Source organism: Gammaproteobacteria bacterium (assembly GCA_036381015.1).
GTDB lineage: Bacteria > Pseudomonadota > Gammaproteobacteria > Steroidobacterales > Rariloculaceae > ZC4RG20.
Genome location: DASVDR010000024.1, coordinates 13,002 through 27,747, shown reverse-complemented (window position 1 = coordinate 27,747; position 14,746 = coordinate 13,002). Strand labels below are relative to the sequence as shown.

The 14,746-nt window shown below is 68.4% G+C and carries 13 protein-coding genes; 8 read left to right on the top strand and 5 right to left on the bottom strand.

Going from position 1 to position 14,746, the window contains the following annotated elements:
• Positions 1–147: 147 nt before the first annotated feature.
• Positions 148–2,163, bottom strand: coding sequence for a sodium-translocating pyrophosphatase (locus tag VF329_08620; protein HEX7081061.1), 2,016 nt, complete (start codon positions 2,161–2,163; stop codon positions 148–150).
• A gap of 180 nt (positions 2,164–2,343) precedes the next feature.
• Positions 2,344–3,606 (bottom strand): 6-phosphofructokinase, encoded by a 1,263-nt coding sequence (locus tag VF329_08615; protein HEX7081060.1) that lies wholly within the window; start codon positions 3,604–3,606, stop codon positions 2,344–2,346.
• A gap of 210 nt (positions 3,607–3,816) precedes the next feature.
• On the opposite strand from VF329_08615, the gene VF329_08610 reads away from it, so the two are divergent.
• Positions 3,817–4,464 carry an adenylate kinase gene (locus VF329_08610; protein ID HEX7081059.1) on the top strand — a complete coding sequence of 216 codons (648 nt, stop codon included), beginning with the start codon at positions 3,817–3,819 and terminating at the stop codon, positions 4,462–4,464.
• A 20-nt stretch (positions 4,465–4,484) separates the two neighbouring features.
• Here the strand turns inward: VF329_08610 and VF329_08605 are convergent, their stop codons facing one another.
• Positions 4,485–5,576, bottom strand: a complete 1,092-nt coding sequence (locus tag VF329_08605) for an HRDC domain-containing protein (GenBank protein HEX7081058.1) — start codon at positions 5,574–5,576, stop codon at positions 4,485–4,487.
• 220 nt (positions 5,577–5,796) lie between these two features.
• Here VF329_08605 and VF329_08600 point away from each other — a divergent pair, with 220 nt between their 5' ends.
• Genes VF329_08600 through VF329_08585 form a run of 4 tightly spaced genes read left to right on the top strand, consistent with a single transcriptional unit; the run spans position 5,797 to position 8,507 of the window.
• Entirely contained in the window at positions 5,797–6,312 is a 516-nt protein-coding gene (locus VF329_08600) for a hypothetical protein (protein HEX7081057.1), read from the top strand.
• The gene (gene mpl, locus VF329_08595) at positions 6,312–7,700 is read left to right on the top strand and encodes a UDP-N-acetylmuramate:L-alanyl-gamma-D-glutamyl-meso-diaminopimelate ligase (protein HEX7081056.1); all 1,389 of its coding nucleotides are present in this window, start codon (positions 6,312–6,314) and stop codon (positions 7,698–7,700) included. The genes VF329_08600 and mpl overlap by 1 nt, the downstream gene beginning before the upstream one ends.
• Positions 7,697–8,287 carry an LON peptidase substrate-binding domain-containing protein gene (locus tag VF329_08590; protein ID HEX7081055.1) on the top strand — a complete coding sequence of 197 codons (591 nt, stop codon included), beginning with the start codon at positions 7,697–7,699 and terminating at the stop codon, positions 8,285–8,287. Before mpl ends, VF329_08590 begins: the two co-directional genes overlap by 4 nt.
• Before the next feature lie 31 nt (positions 8,288–8,318).
• Positions 8,319–8,507 carry a rubredoxin gene (locus VF329_08585; GenBank protein ID HEX7081054.1) on the top strand — a complete coding sequence of 63 codons (189 nt, stop codon included), beginning with the start codon at positions 8,319–8,321 and terminating at the stop codon, positions 8,505–8,507.
• Between the two features lie 7 nt (positions 8,508–8,514).
• On the opposite strand, the gene VF329_08580 is transcribed toward VF329_08585, so the two are convergent.
• A complete protein-coding gene (locus VF329_08580; protein HEX7081053.1) occupies positions 8,515–9,396 on the bottom strand; it encodes a TraB/GumN family protein in 882 nt (293 codons plus the stop codon).
• Complete coding sequence (locus VF329_08575) at positions 9,372–10,148, bottom strand: metallophosphoesterase (protein ID HEX7081052.1); 777 nt, start codon at positions 10,146–10,148, stop codon at positions 9,372–9,374. Before VF329_08575 ends, VF329_08580 begins: the two co-directional genes overlap by 25 nt.
• A 165-nt stretch (positions 10,149–10,313) precedes the next feature.
• Here VF329_08575 and tkt point away from each other — a divergent pair, with 165 nt between their 5' ends.
• The 3 genes from tkt to VF329_08560 all read left to right on the top strand — a co-directional run bounded on the left by tkt (position 10,314) and on the right by VF329_08560 (position 14,708).
• On the top strand, positions 10,314–12,365 hold the full coding sequence (gene tkt, locus VF329_08570; GenBank protein ID HEX7081051.1) for a transketolase: 2,052 nt from the start codon (positions 10,314–10,316) through the stop codon (positions 12,363–12,365).
• A 102-nt stretch (positions 12,366–12,467) separates the two neighbouring features.
• Positions 12,468–13,478, top strand: a complete 1,011-nt coding sequence (gene gap, locus VF329_08565; GenBank protein HEX7081050.1) for a type I glyceraldehyde-3-phosphate dehydrogenase — start codon at positions 12,468–12,470, stop codon at positions 13,476–13,478.
• Between the two features lie 30 nt (positions 13,479–13,508).
• Positions 13,509–14,708: a phosphoglycerate kinase gene (locus tag VF329_08560; GenBank protein ID HEX7081049.1), complete on the top strand. Its 1,200-nt coding sequence runs from the start codon at positions 13,509–13,511 to the stop codon at positions 14,706–14,708.
• Positions 14,709–14,746: the final 38 nt, after the last annotated feature.

Genomic DNA, 14,746 nt, shown 5'->3' with positions numbered 1-14,746 from the left:
CGTGTCTCGGAAAGTCCCGCATCGCCCCACGCCCGTGCGACCACGTTTGATTCACGCCCCCACGCGCGCGCGACCACGTACGACCGCACGCCCGTGCGACCACATGAGCCGCGCCGCCGCGGCGGCAATGCGACGAGAGACGATCGGTCAGGCGATCAGCGGCACGACGAGCAGCGCGACGATGTTGATGATCTTGATCAGCGGGTTGATCGCCGGGCCGGCCGTATCCTTGTACGGGTCGCCGACCGTGTCGCCGGTGACCGCCGCCTTGTGCGCCTCGGAGCCCTTGCCGCCGAGGTTGCCGTCCTCGATGTACTTCTTCGCGTTGTCCCACGCGCCGCCGCCGGTCGTCATCGAGATCGCGACGAAAAGCCCCGTGACGATCGTGCCGAGCAGCACGCCGCCGAGCGCCTCCGGGCCGAGCAGCACGCCGACAATGATCGGCACGAGCAGCGGCAGCAGCGACGGCACGATCATTTCCTTGATCGCCGCTTTCGTCAGCATGCCGACGGCCTTCGAGTAGTCGGGCTTCGTCTTCCCTTCCATGATGCCCGCGATCTCGCGGAACTGGCGTCGCACCTCGTTCACGACGGAGCCTGCCGCGCGCCCGACGGCCTCCATCGCGAGCGAGCCGAAGAGATAGGGCACGAGGCCGCCGATGAACAGACCGATGATCACGCGATGATCGGAGAGGTCGAACGAGAGATCCTCGAGCCCTTCGTTCGCGAGGGTGTTCGTGTAGTCGGCGAAGAGCACGAGCGCGGCGAGGCCGGCCGAACCGATCGCATAGCCTTTCGTCACAGCCTTCGTCGTGTTGCCCACGGCATCGAGCGTGTCGGTGACGTTGCGTACCTCGCCGGGCAGCTCCGACATCTCGGCGATGCCGCCCGCGTTGTCGGTGATCGGGCCGAAGGCGTCGAGCGCGACGATCATGCCCGTCATCGACAGCATTGTCGTTGCGGCGATCGCGATGCCGTAGAGACCTCCGAGCGAGTACGAGGCCCAGATCGAAAGGCACACCGCGATCACGGGCAGCGCCGTCGCCTTCATCGACACGCCGAGGCCGGCGATGATGTTGGTCGCGTGCCCGGTCGTCGACGCGGCCGCGACGGTCTTCACCGGCTTGTAGTTCGTGCCGGTGTAGTACTCCGTGATCACGACCATCGCCGCGGTCAGCACGAGGCCGATCAGCGCCGCGAAATAAAGGTTCGTGGCGTCGTCGCCCATCATCGCCGCCGTGATCGGATAGAACACGACCGCCGCGATCACGCCGGAGACGATCACGCCCTTGTAGAGCGCGCCCATGACCTTGCCGCTGTTCGTGCTGACGAAGAACGTGCCGATGATCGACGCGATGATCGACACGCCCCCGAGCACGACCGGATAGAGCACGGCGTTCGCGCCGAGCTGCGCCGCGGTAAGCCCGCCGAGCAGCATCGTCGCGATCACGGTGACTGCGTAGGTCTCGAAGAGGTCGGCGGCCATGCCGGCGCAGTCGCCGACGTTATCGCCGACGTTGTCCGCGATCACGGCCGGGTTGCGGGGATCGTCCTCCGGGATGCCCGCCTCGACCTTGCCGACGAGGTCCGCGCCGACGTCGGCGCCCTTCGTGAAGATGCCGCCGCCGAGACGGGCGAAGATCGAGATCAGCGAGCCGCCGAACGCGAGGCCGACGAGGGCGTGCAGGATATCGTTCTGCTCCATCCCGAAGCCGCGCAGGATCGCGAAGTAGCCGGCGACGCCGAGCAGGCCGAGCCCGACCACGAGAAGGCCGGTGATCGCACCGCCTCGGAACGCGATCTTGAGGGCGGGGTTCACGCCTACCGTGGCCGCCTGCGCCGTGCGCACGTTGGCCCTGACCGAGACGAACATGCCGATGTATCCGGCGAGCCCGGAGAAGACCGCGCCGATCAGAAAGCCGAAGGCCGTGGCCCACGCAAGCGCGATGCCGAGCACGAGGAAGAGCACGACGCCGACGATCGCGATCGTGGAATACTGGCGGTTCATGTAGGCGCGCGCGCCTTCCTGAATTCCCGCCGCGATCTCCTGCATGCGCGCCGTGCCGGCCGACTGGGCGAGCACCCACCTCGCCGTGTACAGGCCATACAGCACGGCGAGGACCGCCGCTCCCAACGAGAGCCCTAAAGCCAGATTCGGATTCATTCCGTTCCTCCCGAAAAGCCGGCCGTCCCGTGCCGCGGGGCATGGCGCTCCGAGCCCGGACTCGACCTGCTGGAACCGTTCCTCGACCGCGGAGAATCGAGGCGGCGGGTATGCGCTCTTTATTCGTTTTCCGCGTGCCGCTCGGAGGCCGCGGACGGCGCCCGGGGCGCGAAAAGTCCGTTACTTTAGCACAAACTCGCGGCCGACCTTCCGATCCACGGCGCGGTTGCGCAGGGTGGCGTAATCGGGAAGCCCGCGCCGGTACGGCGGATAGTCTTCTCCCTGAATCAGCGGCTCGAGATAGCGGCGGCAAGCAGGCGTGATCGAGAAGCCGTCCTTGCCGATGAAGCGGCTCGGCATCTTCCTCTCGCGGTTCGCGACCCGGCCGAGCGCCACCCGGCCGATGCTCCAGCGGTACGGACGGTCGGACTTGCGCTCGATTATCGGCATCACGGCGTTTTCGCCGTCGAGCGCGAGCTCGACCGCGGCCTTGCCGACCGCGTAGGCCTGCTCGACGTCGACGCGCGAGGCGATGTGACGCGCCGAGCGCTGCAGATAGTCGGCGATCGCGTAGTGGTACTTCAGGCCGAGCTCGCTGCGGACCATGTCCGCGACGGTGGCTGCGACCCCGCCGAGCTGCGCGTGGCCGAATGCGTCGCGCGTCCCGGCCTCAGCGAGGAACCGGCCGTCGGCGTAGCGGGCGCCTTCCGAGACGACGGCCACGCAGTAATCGTATCGGCGCACGCTGTCGACCACGCGGTCGAGAAACGCCTGCTTGTCGAACGGCACCTCGGGGAAGACGATGACGTGCGGCGCATCCCCTTCGCCTTCTCCGGCGAGGCCCGCGGCCGCGGCGATCCATCCGGCGTGCCGGCCCATGACCTCGAGGATGAAGACCTTGGTCGAGGTTCTCGACATCGACGCGACGTCGAGCGCGGCCTCGCGCGTGGATACGGCGACGTATTTCGCCACGGAGCCGAACCCGGGGCACGTGTCGGTGAACGGCAGGTCGTTGTCGACGGTCTTCGGGATGCCGATGCACGTGATCGGGTACTTCAGGCGCTTGCCGATCTGCGAGACCTTGTGCGCCGTGTCCATCGAATCGCCGCCGCCGTTGTAGAAGAAGTAGCCGATGTCGTGCGCCTTGAACACTTCGATCAGCCGCTCGTACTCGGCGCGGTTCTCGTCGAGCCCTTTCAGCTTGTAGCGCGCCGATCCGAACGCGCCGCCCGGCGTGTGCCTCAGCGCCGCGATCGTGCGCGCGCTTTCGGCGCTCGTATCGATCAAGTCCTCGGTGAGCGCGCCGATGATGCCGTGGCGGCCGGCATAGACCTTGCCGATTCGGTCGCGATGCCGGCGCGCGGTCTCGATGACGCCGCAAGCGCTCGCGTTGATGACGGCGGTCACGCCGCCCGACTGCGCATAGAACGCGTTCCGCTTCACGTGGTCCTCCGTGAGAAAGGAAAACGGATCGGAGCCCTTTCCCGGCCGGGCAGCGGCACGGGTAGAGCGCCCGCGAGAACGAAGACGCCCCGTTCCGCCCGGGCTTTTTCTTGCCGCGCCCAGAATAACAAACGCGCGCCGTCGTTTGACGAACCCACCCACGGCCGCTAGCTTGTTGGGCTCGAACGAGCACTCCCCGGAGGTTTCGAAATGCGTATCGTCTTGCTTGGTGCTCCGGGATCGGGGAAGGGCACGCAGGCGAAGCGCCTCGAGGCGGAGCACGCTCTGCCGCAAATCTCGACGGGCGACCTGCTGCGCGACGCCGTGGCGAAAGGCACCGAGCTCGGGCGGCGGGCCAAGGCGGCGATGGACGCCGGCGAGCTCGTATCCGACGACATCGTGCTCGGGATGATCGAGGAGCGCATCGCCCGCCCGGACGCCGAGAACGGCTTCGTCCTTGACGGCTATCCCCGTAACCGCAGCCAAGCCGAGGACCTCGAGAACGTGCTCGGCAAGCGCGGCCTCGGGCTCGACGCGGCAGTCCTGATGGATGTCGACTTCGATGTCCTGATGAAACGGTTGACGGGGCGGCGCACGTGCTCGAAGACGGGCCGCCTGCTGAACGTTTACTTCTCGCCGCGGGAGGAGATCGACGCGTGCCTCGCCGCCGGCGGCGAGCTGCTCCGCCGCGACGACGACAACGAGGAGACGATCCGCAACCGCCTCGAGGTCTACCGCGAGCAGACCGCGCCCCTCGTCGACTACTACGCGGAGCGCGGGCTGCTGAAGCGCGTCGACGCGGAAGGCCCGGTCGACGACGTGTACGCGCGGCTGCGTGCGGCGATCGGGCTGAGCTGAGCCTTTTAGGGCGCGCCGGGCTACTTCGTAGCGGGCCCGAGAACCGGCTCGAGCACGGCCGCACGCCATCCGGAGACGAGCGGCGCGGGCGGGGCGCCGCCGAGCCAGGCGGCGAGCTCGCGGCGCGACGCGAGCACCTCCGGGAGGATGCCGAGCTCGAGCGCGCGCTCCTTCACGCGCGCCTGTAGCGCCTTCAACGCTTCCCTGTCGGGCCGCTCCGTCGGCGCGAGGCGCCGCAGCTCCTCGGCGACGTCGGCCGAATCGCGCGCGGCGAGCGCCGCGAGGATCTCGTCCCCGGAGCGCTGCGCGAGCCGCCGAGGCATGTCCGGGATCGCGGCGAGCTGCGTGCGGGTGCGGGGGCGCGCCTGAGCGATCCGTGCGAGGAGCTCGTCGCTCATGATCCAGCGCCGGGGCCGGTCGAGCCGCTGCGCCGCCCGCTCGCGCCATTTCACGAGCACGAGCGCGGCGGCCCGTTGGTCCTCCGCCAGATTGTGCACGCCCTTCAACCTTGCCCAGATCGGCAGCAGATCGTCCCGCGCCGCCTCGGCCAGGAGGCGCGCGCTGTCCTCGGCGGCCCACTCGACGCGTCCGAGCGCGGCGAGCTGCGCCTCGAGCCGCCGCAGGAGCGGCAAAAGGTAGCGCACGTCGTCGAACGCGTAGCGGATCGCCCCCTCCGGCAGGGGCCGCGCGCTCCAATCCGTCCGGGTGTAGCCTTTGCCGATGTCGACGCCGAGCACGGCGGCGAGCATCTCCTGCAGCCCGGTCTGAGCGCCGTGGCCGGCCAATGCGGCGGCGATCTGTGTGTCGATCAATCGGCGGGGGAGGATACCGGCCCGCTGGCGGATCACCTCGAGGTCCTGCCGGCCGCTGTGCAGCGCCCAGACGAGGTCGGGCCGGGCGAGGGCTTCGAAGAGCCGAGAGAGCTCGATGTCGGCGAGGCAATCGACGCACGCGACGAGGCTTTCCGTCGCGACCTGCACGAGGCACAGCTGGGGATAATACGTGCGCTCACGAACGAACTCGGTGTCGATCGCCACGATGTCCGCGCTTGCAACGGCGCCGCAGAGCTCGTCGAGCTCGGCGTCGCCGCCGATCAGCGTTTCCGTCCGCACGCAGTGTTCTCGCTCATTTTCCCGCTTCCGAAGCCTGGGTTATTATCGCGGCCCCTTCTCGTCGAAGACACTCGTGGCCTGCCCCGCAAGTCATTTCGCCGCGCCGCCACCGCCCGTCGGACGCCCGCGCACTGCGGACCGACCGGCGCGGCAGGGACCCGCGGGCGCCGGCGACCTCGAGCTTGGCCCCGTCCGCCGCGCGGCTTGAACGACTCGCGCCGTGTGGCCTCTTTGTCTCGCTTTCGTCGACATCGCGCTGCACCGCCGCGGCCCGCAGCATTTGCCGGCCTCGGAGTTTCTGCTCGGCCTCGTGCTCGCGGTGTATCTCGTGATCGGCCTGGCCGCGCTCCAATTCGGCTCCACCCTGTCGCGAGCCGTTTCGCTGCTGCTGTTCGACACGGCGGTCTATCTCGTTGCGATATGGGCCGTGCTCAAGCTGTTTCGCAGGCCCAGACGTTTCCTCCAGACCGCGACCGCCTTCGTCGGGACCGACGCGTTCCTCAACACGGTCGCGTTGCCCCTGATTTTTTGGGATGAATCCCTACAGGCGCCCCCGGATCAGCTCACGACCCCGCGCTTGCTGTTCCTGCTGCTCCTGATCTGGCACGTCGACATCGGGGGCTACATCCTCTCGAAGGCGGTCGAGAAGCCTTATATCGTCGGAGTATCTATCGTGATAGTGTACGTGCTGACTTCGATGCAGCTGCGCGAAACGCTATTTCCTCCAATCGGCTGATGCGCGTCCACATTCTGGGTATCTGCGGCACCTTCATGGGTGGCATTGCCGCGCTCGCGAAGGCAGCGGGGCACCAGGTCTCGGGTTCCGACCAGAACGTCTACCCGCCGATGAGCACGCAGCTGCGCAAGCTCGGCATCCGGCTTTCCGAGGGCTACGACGGCCGCCAGCTCAAGGACGACGTGGATTGCGTGGTCGTCGGCAACGTGCTGAGCCGCGGCAACCCCGCGATCGAGGCGTTGCTGAACTCCGGCGTCCCGTACTACTCGGGGCCTGAATGGCTCGCGGACAACGTGCTCAAGGACAAGTGGGTGCTCGCCGTCGCCGGCACGCACGGGAAGACGACGACCACGAGCATGCTCGCGTGGATTCTCGACTACGCGGGCCTCGACCCCGGCTTCCTCGTCGGGGGGATCCCGAACAATTTCTCGATCTCGGCAAGGCTCGGGCGCTCGAAGTACTTCGTCGTCGAGGCCGACGAGTACGACACCGCGTTCTTCGACAAGCGCGCGAAGTTCGTGCACTACCGGCCGCGGACTCTGGCCGTGACGAATATCGAATACGACCACGCCGACATCTATCCGGATCTCGACGCCATTCTGTGGCAATTTCATCAGCTGATCCGCACCGTGCCGAGCGAAGGGCTGATCACGTTGAGCGGGCACGATCCGAATGTCGACGCGCTGGTGTCGAAGGGCGTGTGGACGCCGGTGGAGACCTTCAGCGCGAGGGACGAAGCGGCGACGTGGTCGGCCGTCTACGACCTGATCGGGGCGAAGTCGCGGTTCAGCGTGTTCCGCCGAGGAGAGAAAGTCGGGCAGGTCGGATGGGCGCTGCTCGGCACGCACAACCTCGAGAACGCGCTCGCGGCTTTGAGCTGCGCCGTGCACGCCGGAGTCGGCCTCGACATCGCGCTCGAGGCGCTGTCTCAGTTCAAGGGCGTGAAGCGGCGCCTCGAGAAGCGCGGCGTGTTCCAAGGCATCACGGTCTATGAGGATTTCGCGCATCATCCCACGGCGATCAATTCGACGTTGGCCGCGCTGCGCAGCCAACAGCCGGATCGGCGTATCGTCGCGGTGCTCGAGCCGCGGTCGAATACGATGCGCATGGGCGTGCACCGCGATACGCTGCGTAAAGCCTTCGACGCCGCGGATCGCGTGTTCGTGCTTGCTTCCGGCGACCTCGACTGGCGGCCGGAGACGACCCTCGCGACGCTCGGCAGCAAGCTGTCCGTGTCGCTCCACGTCGAGGAGCTGGTCGAGTGGCTGCTGGAGGATCTCGCGAGCGGCGACCAGGTCGTGCTGATGTCGAACGGCAACTTTCAGGGCTTGCCGCGGTTGCTTCAGCAGGCGCTGCGCAGCCGCGAGGTCCGGCAAGCGAGCGCGTGACGCGCGCACCACCTGCGATGACGCCGGATGAGATTCCTCTGTTCCCGCTGAAGACCGTGCTGTTTCCGGGCGGTGTGCTGCCGCTCCGGATCTTCGAGCCGCGCTACCTCGACATGATCGGGCGGTGCATGAAGCATCGGCAGAACTTCGGCGTGCTGCTGATCGTCGAAGGATCGGAGGTGGGTCCCGCGCGCACCGCGGATGTCGGCACGCTCGCGGAGATCGTCGACTGGCATCAAGAGTCCGACGGCTTGCTCGGCGTCACGGTCGCCGGACGCGAGCGCTTCGCGCTGAAGCACACGTCGCTGCGCGACGACAGGCTTTACGTCGGCACGGTCAGCGTGCTCGAAGCGGAGCCGCGGCACGCGTTGCCGATCGAGTATCTGTATCTCGCGAAGCTGTTGAAGCAGGTGCTGCCGCGGATCGGCGGCAGCTACCGGCACCTGAACGAGGACTACGAGGACGCGACCTGGGTCGGCTATCGGTTGGCCGAGGTCTTGCCGCTGTCGCTCGAGGACCGGCAAGCCTGCCTCGAGATGGAAGATCCGCTCGCCCGGCTCGAGAAGCTGAGCGGGACGTTCAACTGAAACTCACTAGAAGTGACCACGGTCGGTCGGAATGGACGCGGTAGAAACGACGACATTGAAGCGGTACATGTGCCTCATCTGCGGCTTCGTCTACGACGAGGCCGAGGGCCTTCCCGAAGAAGGCATCGCGCCGGGTACGCGCTGGGACGACGTGCCTCTGTCCTGGCGGTGCCCGGATTGCGGCTCCGGGAAGGAAGATTTCGACATGATCGAAATCTAGTATCGGGTCAGTGCACGGGCTCGACGCCGAGCCCGCGCGCACGAAGCAGCTCCGGTACGTTGTGCTCGCCCACGAGGTGCAGTGCGCCGACGACGATCAGATGACCGCCGCCCGCGTCGAGAAGCCGCTCGATGTCGTCGATCCAGGCTTCGTTGCGCTCGACGACGAGCGCATCGTACAGGGTCGGGAACGCATCGAACTCTTCCGATAGCCCGGCGGCGAGGGTCTCGAGGCGGCCGTCCCGCCATGCGGTCGCCAGCTCCCGAAGGCTCGCGTCCGCGTCGTCGAGCTCTTCGAGCGTTTGCTCGAGCACCGCTTGCTGATCGCGCGGGGACAGCCGGTCGAAGACTTGGACCTGCGCCTCCACCTGCTCGAGCCCGAGCACGTCCTTGCCGTCGCGTGCCGCGCGTTCGAGGAGGTAGCGCTCGATGCCGGCCTCCGGACGGTAGCCGTGCTCCGCCATCTGCCGCTGCAGCAGCGTCAGCGCGACGAGCCACGGCTCGTAGCGCCTGAACGGGCCGAGCGCGAGCCCGAGCTCGCGGGCCGCTGCCTGCGTTCGCGCATAGACGTCCGGCGTGACCCGCTGCTCGAGCGAGACGCCGTCGGGCAGCAGCGCTGCCGCGGCGAACGCCGCCTGCGCCGCACCGGGGTCGAGGTCGTCGAGATCGATCTCCATCACGAGCGCGTGCGCCCGCGAGTAGAGGTCGTCGACGAGAGGCGGCAGCGGATAGTCCTCGTCCGTCAGATAGTGGACGGAGCCGAGGAGCCACAGCTCTTGCCCGGCCGGGCCGCGCACCACCCAGGCCGGCGGGGCTGCCAAGGCCGACGGAGCGGCCAGCGCGGCAAGCAGCGCGAGCCCTAGAGTCAGGCCGCGGGAACGGCGATCCATTCGACCTCGGTATCGATCGCGCCGTCGTCGCGGAGCTCGAGCCAGCGCAGCCCCGGTGGACGATGATCGAGTGCGAAGAAGTCGCTGTCCGGAAGGAACTGCGAGCACGTCGACGGCGTGCTGATGTAGCGAACGCCGCGGCGCTCGCGATCGGTGGCCTGGTGCACGTGGCCGCAGACGACGCCGCGAACCTGCGGGTGCGCGTCGACGACCGCGAGGAATGCCGCCGCGTCGCGGAGCGCGACGCCGTCGAGCCAAGTGCTGCCCACCGGCAACGGATGATGATGCATGCAGATCAGCACGTGCTGGCGCGCGTGTGCCTTCAACGCGGCCGCGAGCGCATCGAGCCGCGCCTTCCCGAGGCCGCCGGCGTCCTCGCCGGTCAGGAACGTGGAGAGGAGAATCAGCGACCAGCCATCGAAGCGCGCCTCTCCGCCGACCTGAAACGGCGGGCGGCACAACCGGTCCGCCATCAGCGCCGGGTCGTCGTGATTGCCGGGGATGCAAAGAACGGGCAGCCCCAGCGGCTCGAGGGTCGAGCGAAAGCGGTCGTAGCCGGCGCGGCTCTCGTCCTGCACGACGTCGCCGGTGACGAGGATCGCGGCCGGCGGCCAGCGGCTCGATCGGCGCGCGTGCTCGATCACGGCGACGAAGGTCTCATAGGTCGGCACGCCGCGCATTCGGCTGTCCGCCGCAGCGTGGAGGTGCGTGTCCGTGAGGTGCAGCAGGACCAGCGGCGGTCTGTGACTCATTCGGCGACCGAAAGGCGGGACCGGGCGAACGATGATACTCAATCTGCCGCCGGCGTTTCTGGCGATTCGTCACGAGACGGCGCCAAGTTGCGTGATCCGTAGCCGTTAAGCGACAATCGCGGGCTTTCTCCCCCTCCCGTATTGCCGACGAGCGACGACCACCAGATGGCATCGACCGGAGAGAACCGACCGGCGGATCCGGCTGCGGCGTCCGGCGGTCGTTCGGACGCGTCCCGCCGACGCCTCGCGAACGCCGTGCGCATGCTCGCCGTGGACGCCGTCGAGCGCGCGAAGTCCGGCCACCCCGGCATGCCGATGGGCATGGCGGACATCGCCGAGGTGCTGTGGAACGACTACCTTAAGTTCAATCCGGCGAACGGGGAGTGGCCCGATCGCGACCGTTTCGTGCTGTCGAACGGGCACGGCTCGATGCTGCTCTACGCCGTCGCCTACCTCACGGGGTACCCGCTCGGGATCGACGAGATCGAAGCCTTCCGGCAGCTCGGCTCGCGCACGGCCGGCCATCCGGAGCGCGATCTCGCGATCGGCATCGAGACCACGACCGGGCCGCTCGGGCAGGGGCTCGCGAACGCAGTCGGCATGGCGATCGCGGAGAAGCTGCTCGCGGCCGAGTTCAACCGCCCCGGCCACGAGATCGTGGACCACTACACGTGGGTGTTCCTCGGCGACGGCTGTCTGATGGAAGGCGTGTCGCACGAGGCGTGCTCGCTCGCCGGCACGCTTCGGCTCGGGAAGCTCATCGCGCTCTGGGACGATAACGGAGTCTCGATCGACGGTCCCACGGCGGGTTGGTTCACCGACGACACGCCCGCGCGCTTCCGCGCGTACGGGTGGCACGTCGTCGACGCCGTCGACGGTCACGATCCGGCCTCGATCCGGGCGGCAATCGACGCGGCCCGAGCGGAGCGCGACCGGCCGTCGCTGATCTGCTGCAAGACGACGATCGGCTGGGGCGCGCCGACGAAGCAGGGCACCGCCGCGACGCACGGCGCGCCGCTCGGGCCCGACGAGGCCGCGGCCACGCGGCGGAATCTCGGCTGGGAGCACCCGCCGTTCGTCGTCCCGGACGACATCCGCTCCGCATGGAACGCGGCAGCCCGGGGACGGCGCGCCGAAGCCGAGTGGCAGGCCCGCTTCGAGCGCTACCGCGCCGAATATCCCGATCTCGCCGCCGAGCTCGAGCGCCGGATGAGCGGGGAGCTGCCCGCGGCGTGGGACGAGATCGCCGCGAACGTCACGCGGGAGATCGCGGCCGAGGGCAAGGCGGCCGCGACGCGCGTGGCCTCGCAGCGCGCGCTCGAGGGCTTTGCGCCGCATCTGCCGGAGCTGCTCGGTGGCTCCGCCGATTTAACGGGCTCGAACAACACCCTACATTCGGGCTCGAAGCGGATCGGTCCATCGAACGAGGGCGGCGATTATCTGCACTACGGCGTTCGCGAATTCGGGATGGCCGCGATCATGAACGGGGTCGCGCTGCACGGCGGGTTCATCCCCTACGGAGGGACGTTCCTCGTCTTCTCCGACTATGCGCGTAACGCGCTCCGGCTCGCCGCGCTGATGGGAATTCGCAGCATCTTCGTGCTCACGCATGATTCGATCGGCCTCGGCGAGGACGGTCCGACGCATCAGCCGATCGAGCACCTCGCGAGCCTGCGGGCGATGCCGAACATGACCGTGTGGCGGCCCTGCGACGCGGTCGAGACCGCTGCGGCGTGGCGCGACGCGATCGAGCGCCGGAACGGCCCCACTTGCCTCGTGCTGACTCGTCAGACCGTGCCCCATCTTGCGCGCACCGAGGATCAGATCGAGCTGATCCGCCGCGGCGGCTACATTCTCTCGAGCGGCGCCGACGAGCCTCGCATCGTGCTGATCGCCACGGGCTCCGAGGTCGCGCTCGCCGTCGCGGCAGCGGACGAGCTGCGCGCTTCGGGCGTCTCCGCGCGGGTCGTGTCGATGCCGTGCGCCGAGGCGTTCGACCGGCAGCCCGAGGAGTACCGGTCCCACGTGCTGCCGCCGTCGGCTGCCCGCGTCGTGATCGAAGCCGGCGCGACTCAGAGCTGGTGGCGATACGTCGCGGGTCACGGCGACGTCGTCGGCGTCGACCGCTTCGGCGCATCGGGCCCGGGCAAGGAGCTGTTCGAGCATTACGGATTGACGATCGAGCGGATCGTGGCCGTCGCGCGGCGTTTCGTTTAGCGAAAGGGCGCGATCCCCTTTCGGCGCGGCTCTCCCGAGGCGATACGGATATACTCGAGAAAGGGGCCTGACCCCTTTTTCTTTTCAGGAGGAAAGGCAGACATGCCCGTCAACGTAGCGATCAATGGTTACGGCCGGATTGGCCGGATGACCCTGCGCGCGCTCTACGAGAGCGGGCGCCGCAACGAGCTCTCGGTCGTCGCCGTCAACGATCTCGGCGACGCGGCCACGAACGCTCATCTCACGCGGTACGACTCGGCTCACGGCCCGTTCCCGTTTCCGGTCGCCGTCGAGGGCGAGGATCTGGTCGTCGACGGCGACCGCATTCGCGTCTGCCGCGAGCGCGATCCGTCGAAGCTTCCGTGGAAGAGCCTCGGCGTCGACGTCGTCCTCGAGTGCACGGGCTTGTTCGCGTCGAGGGAGAAGGCGTCGCCGCATCTCGAGGCGGGCGCGAAACGAGTGGTGATTTCGGCGCCGGCCGGCAAGGACGTGGACGCGACTATCGTCTACGGGGTGAACCACGACTCGCTCGAGCCCGGCGACCGCGTGATCTCGAACGCCTCGTGCACGACGAACTGCCTCGCGCCGCTCGCGAAGGTGCTGCACGAGACCGTCGGCATCGAGCACGGCCTGATGACGACCGTGCACGCGTACACGAACGATCAGGTCCTCACCGACGTGTACCACAAGGATCTGCGGCGCGCCCGCTCCGCGACGCAATCGATGATACCCACGAAGACCGGGGCGGCGGCCGCGATCGGCCTCGTGCTGCCCGAGCTCGACGGCCGTCTCGACGGCTTCGCGGTCCGCGTGCCGACGATCAACGTGTCGCTGGTCGACCTGACCTTCGTCGCGAGCCGCACGACGTCCGCAGAGGAGATCGATGCGGCGATGCGGGCGGCGAGCGAGGGCGCGCTGAAGGGCGTGCTCGCATACAGCGACGGCCCGCTCGTCTCGATCGATTTCAATCACAACCCGGCCTCGTCGATTTACGACGCGACGCTCACGAAGGTCACGGGCGGCAATCTCGTCAAGGCCTGCGCGTGGTACGACAACGAATGGGGCTTCTCCAATCGGATGCTCGATGTCGCGCTGCTGGTAGGCAGGCTGTAAGGCTGTAAGGCAGGCTATAAGGAAGGACCGATGGCCGTCGAGGTCTTGCGGATGAGCGACTTGGACCTGGGCGGCAAGCGCGTGCTGATCCGCGAGGATCTGAACGTGCCCGTCAAGGACGGGAAGGTCACGAGCGACGCCCGCATCCGCGCCGCGCTGCCGACGCTGCAGATGGCGCTCGAGCGTCGCGCCGCCGTCATCGTCATGTCGCATCTCGGCCGCCCGAAGGAAGGGAAGGCCGATCCGGAGGCGTCGCTCGAGCCGGTCGCGGCCAAGCTTTCGGAGCTGCTCGGCAGGAAGGTGCCGCTCGTCCGCAACTGGCTCGACGGCGTCGACGTCGCCCCCGGCGATCTCGTGCTTGCCGAGAACGTCCGCTTCGAGGTGGGCGAGAAGGCCGACGATCCGGCGCTCGCGAAGCGGATGGCGGCGCTCTGCGACGTGTTCGTCATGGACGCGTTCGGCACGGCCCACCGCGCGCAGGCGAGCACGACCGGCGTCGCGCGCTTTGCGCCGACCGCCTGCGCGGGGCCGTTGCTCGTCGCCGAGCTCGAGGCGCTCGGCGCCGCGCTCGAGAACCCGCGGCGTCCGGTCGTGGCGATCATCGGCGGCGCGAAGGTGTCGACGAAGATCGAGGTCTTGCGCGCGCTTGCCTCGCGTGTCGACGAGCTGATCCTCGGCGGCGGCATCGCGAACACGGTGATCGCGGCGACGGGCGTCGAGATCGGCCGGTCGCTCGTCGAGCGCGACATGGTGGGGTTCGCGAAGCAGCTGCTCGACGGGGAGTTCGGGGGCGCGTCCGTGCCGCTGCCGACCGACGTCGTTGTCGCCAAGAGCCTCGAGCCGAACGCCCGGGGCCGCGTCACCGGCCTCTCCGGCGTCGGCCCCGACGACATGATTCTCGACATCGGTCCCGAGACGGCGGAAGCCTACGCGCGGCGGCTCACGTCCGCGGGAACGATCGTCTGGAACGGGCCGCTCGGCGTGTTCGAGCATTCGGAGTTTGCGGCGGGCACGCGGGCGATCGCCGAAGCGGTGGCCGCGAGCGGCGCGTTCTCGATCGCCGGCGGAGGCGACACTCTCGCGGCGATCGAGCAGTTCGGCGTCGGTGACCGGATCTCGTACATCTCGACAGGAGGGGGGGCATTTCTCGAGTTCCTCGAAGGCAAACGCCTTCCCGCCGTCGCCGTGCTCGAGGAACGCGCGCGCACCCAGCGGGCGCCGGGCGCCTGAACGGACCAGCCGCGTCCGCGGCTCGGGCCGCCGGAAGC

Excerpts from the sequence above, each read along its gene's own strand:
- VF329_08620 (HEX7081061.1), bottom strand. The coding sequence starts at position 2,163 with ATGAATCCGAATCTGGCTTTAGGGCTCTCGTTGGGAGCGGCGGTCCTC.
- VF329_08610 (HEX7081059.1), top strand. The coding sequence starts at position 3,817 with ATGCGTATCGTCTTGCTTGGTGCTCCGGGATCGGGGAAGGGCACGCAG.
- mpl (HEX7081056.1), top strand. The coding sequence starts at position 6,312 with ATGCGCGTCCACATTCTGGGTATCTGCGGCACCTTCATGGGTGGCATT.
- VF329_08585 (HEX7081054.1), top strand. The coding sequence starts at position 8,319 with ATGGACGCGGTAGAAACGACGACATTGAAGCGGTACATGTGCCTCATC.
- VF329_08580 (HEX7081053.1), bottom strand. The coding sequence starts at position 9,396 with ATGGATCGCCGTTCCCGCGGCCTGACTCTAGGGCTCGCGCTGCTTGCC.
- VF329_08575 (HEX7081052.1), bottom strand. The coding sequence starts at position 10,148 with ATGAGTCACAGACCGCCGCTGGTCCTGCTGCACCTCACGGACACGCAC.
- tkt (HEX7081051.1), top strand. The coding sequence starts at position 10,314 with ATGGCATCGACCGGAGAGAACCGACCGGCGGATCCGGCTGCGGCGTCC.
- gap (HEX7081050.1), top strand. The coding sequence starts at position 12,468 with ATGCCCGTCAACGTAGCGATCAATGGTTACGGCCGGATTGGCCGGATG.
- VF329_08560 (HEX7081049.1), top strand. The coding sequence starts at position 13,509 with ATGGCCGTCGAGGTCTTGCGGATGAGCGACTTGGACCTGGGCGGCAAG.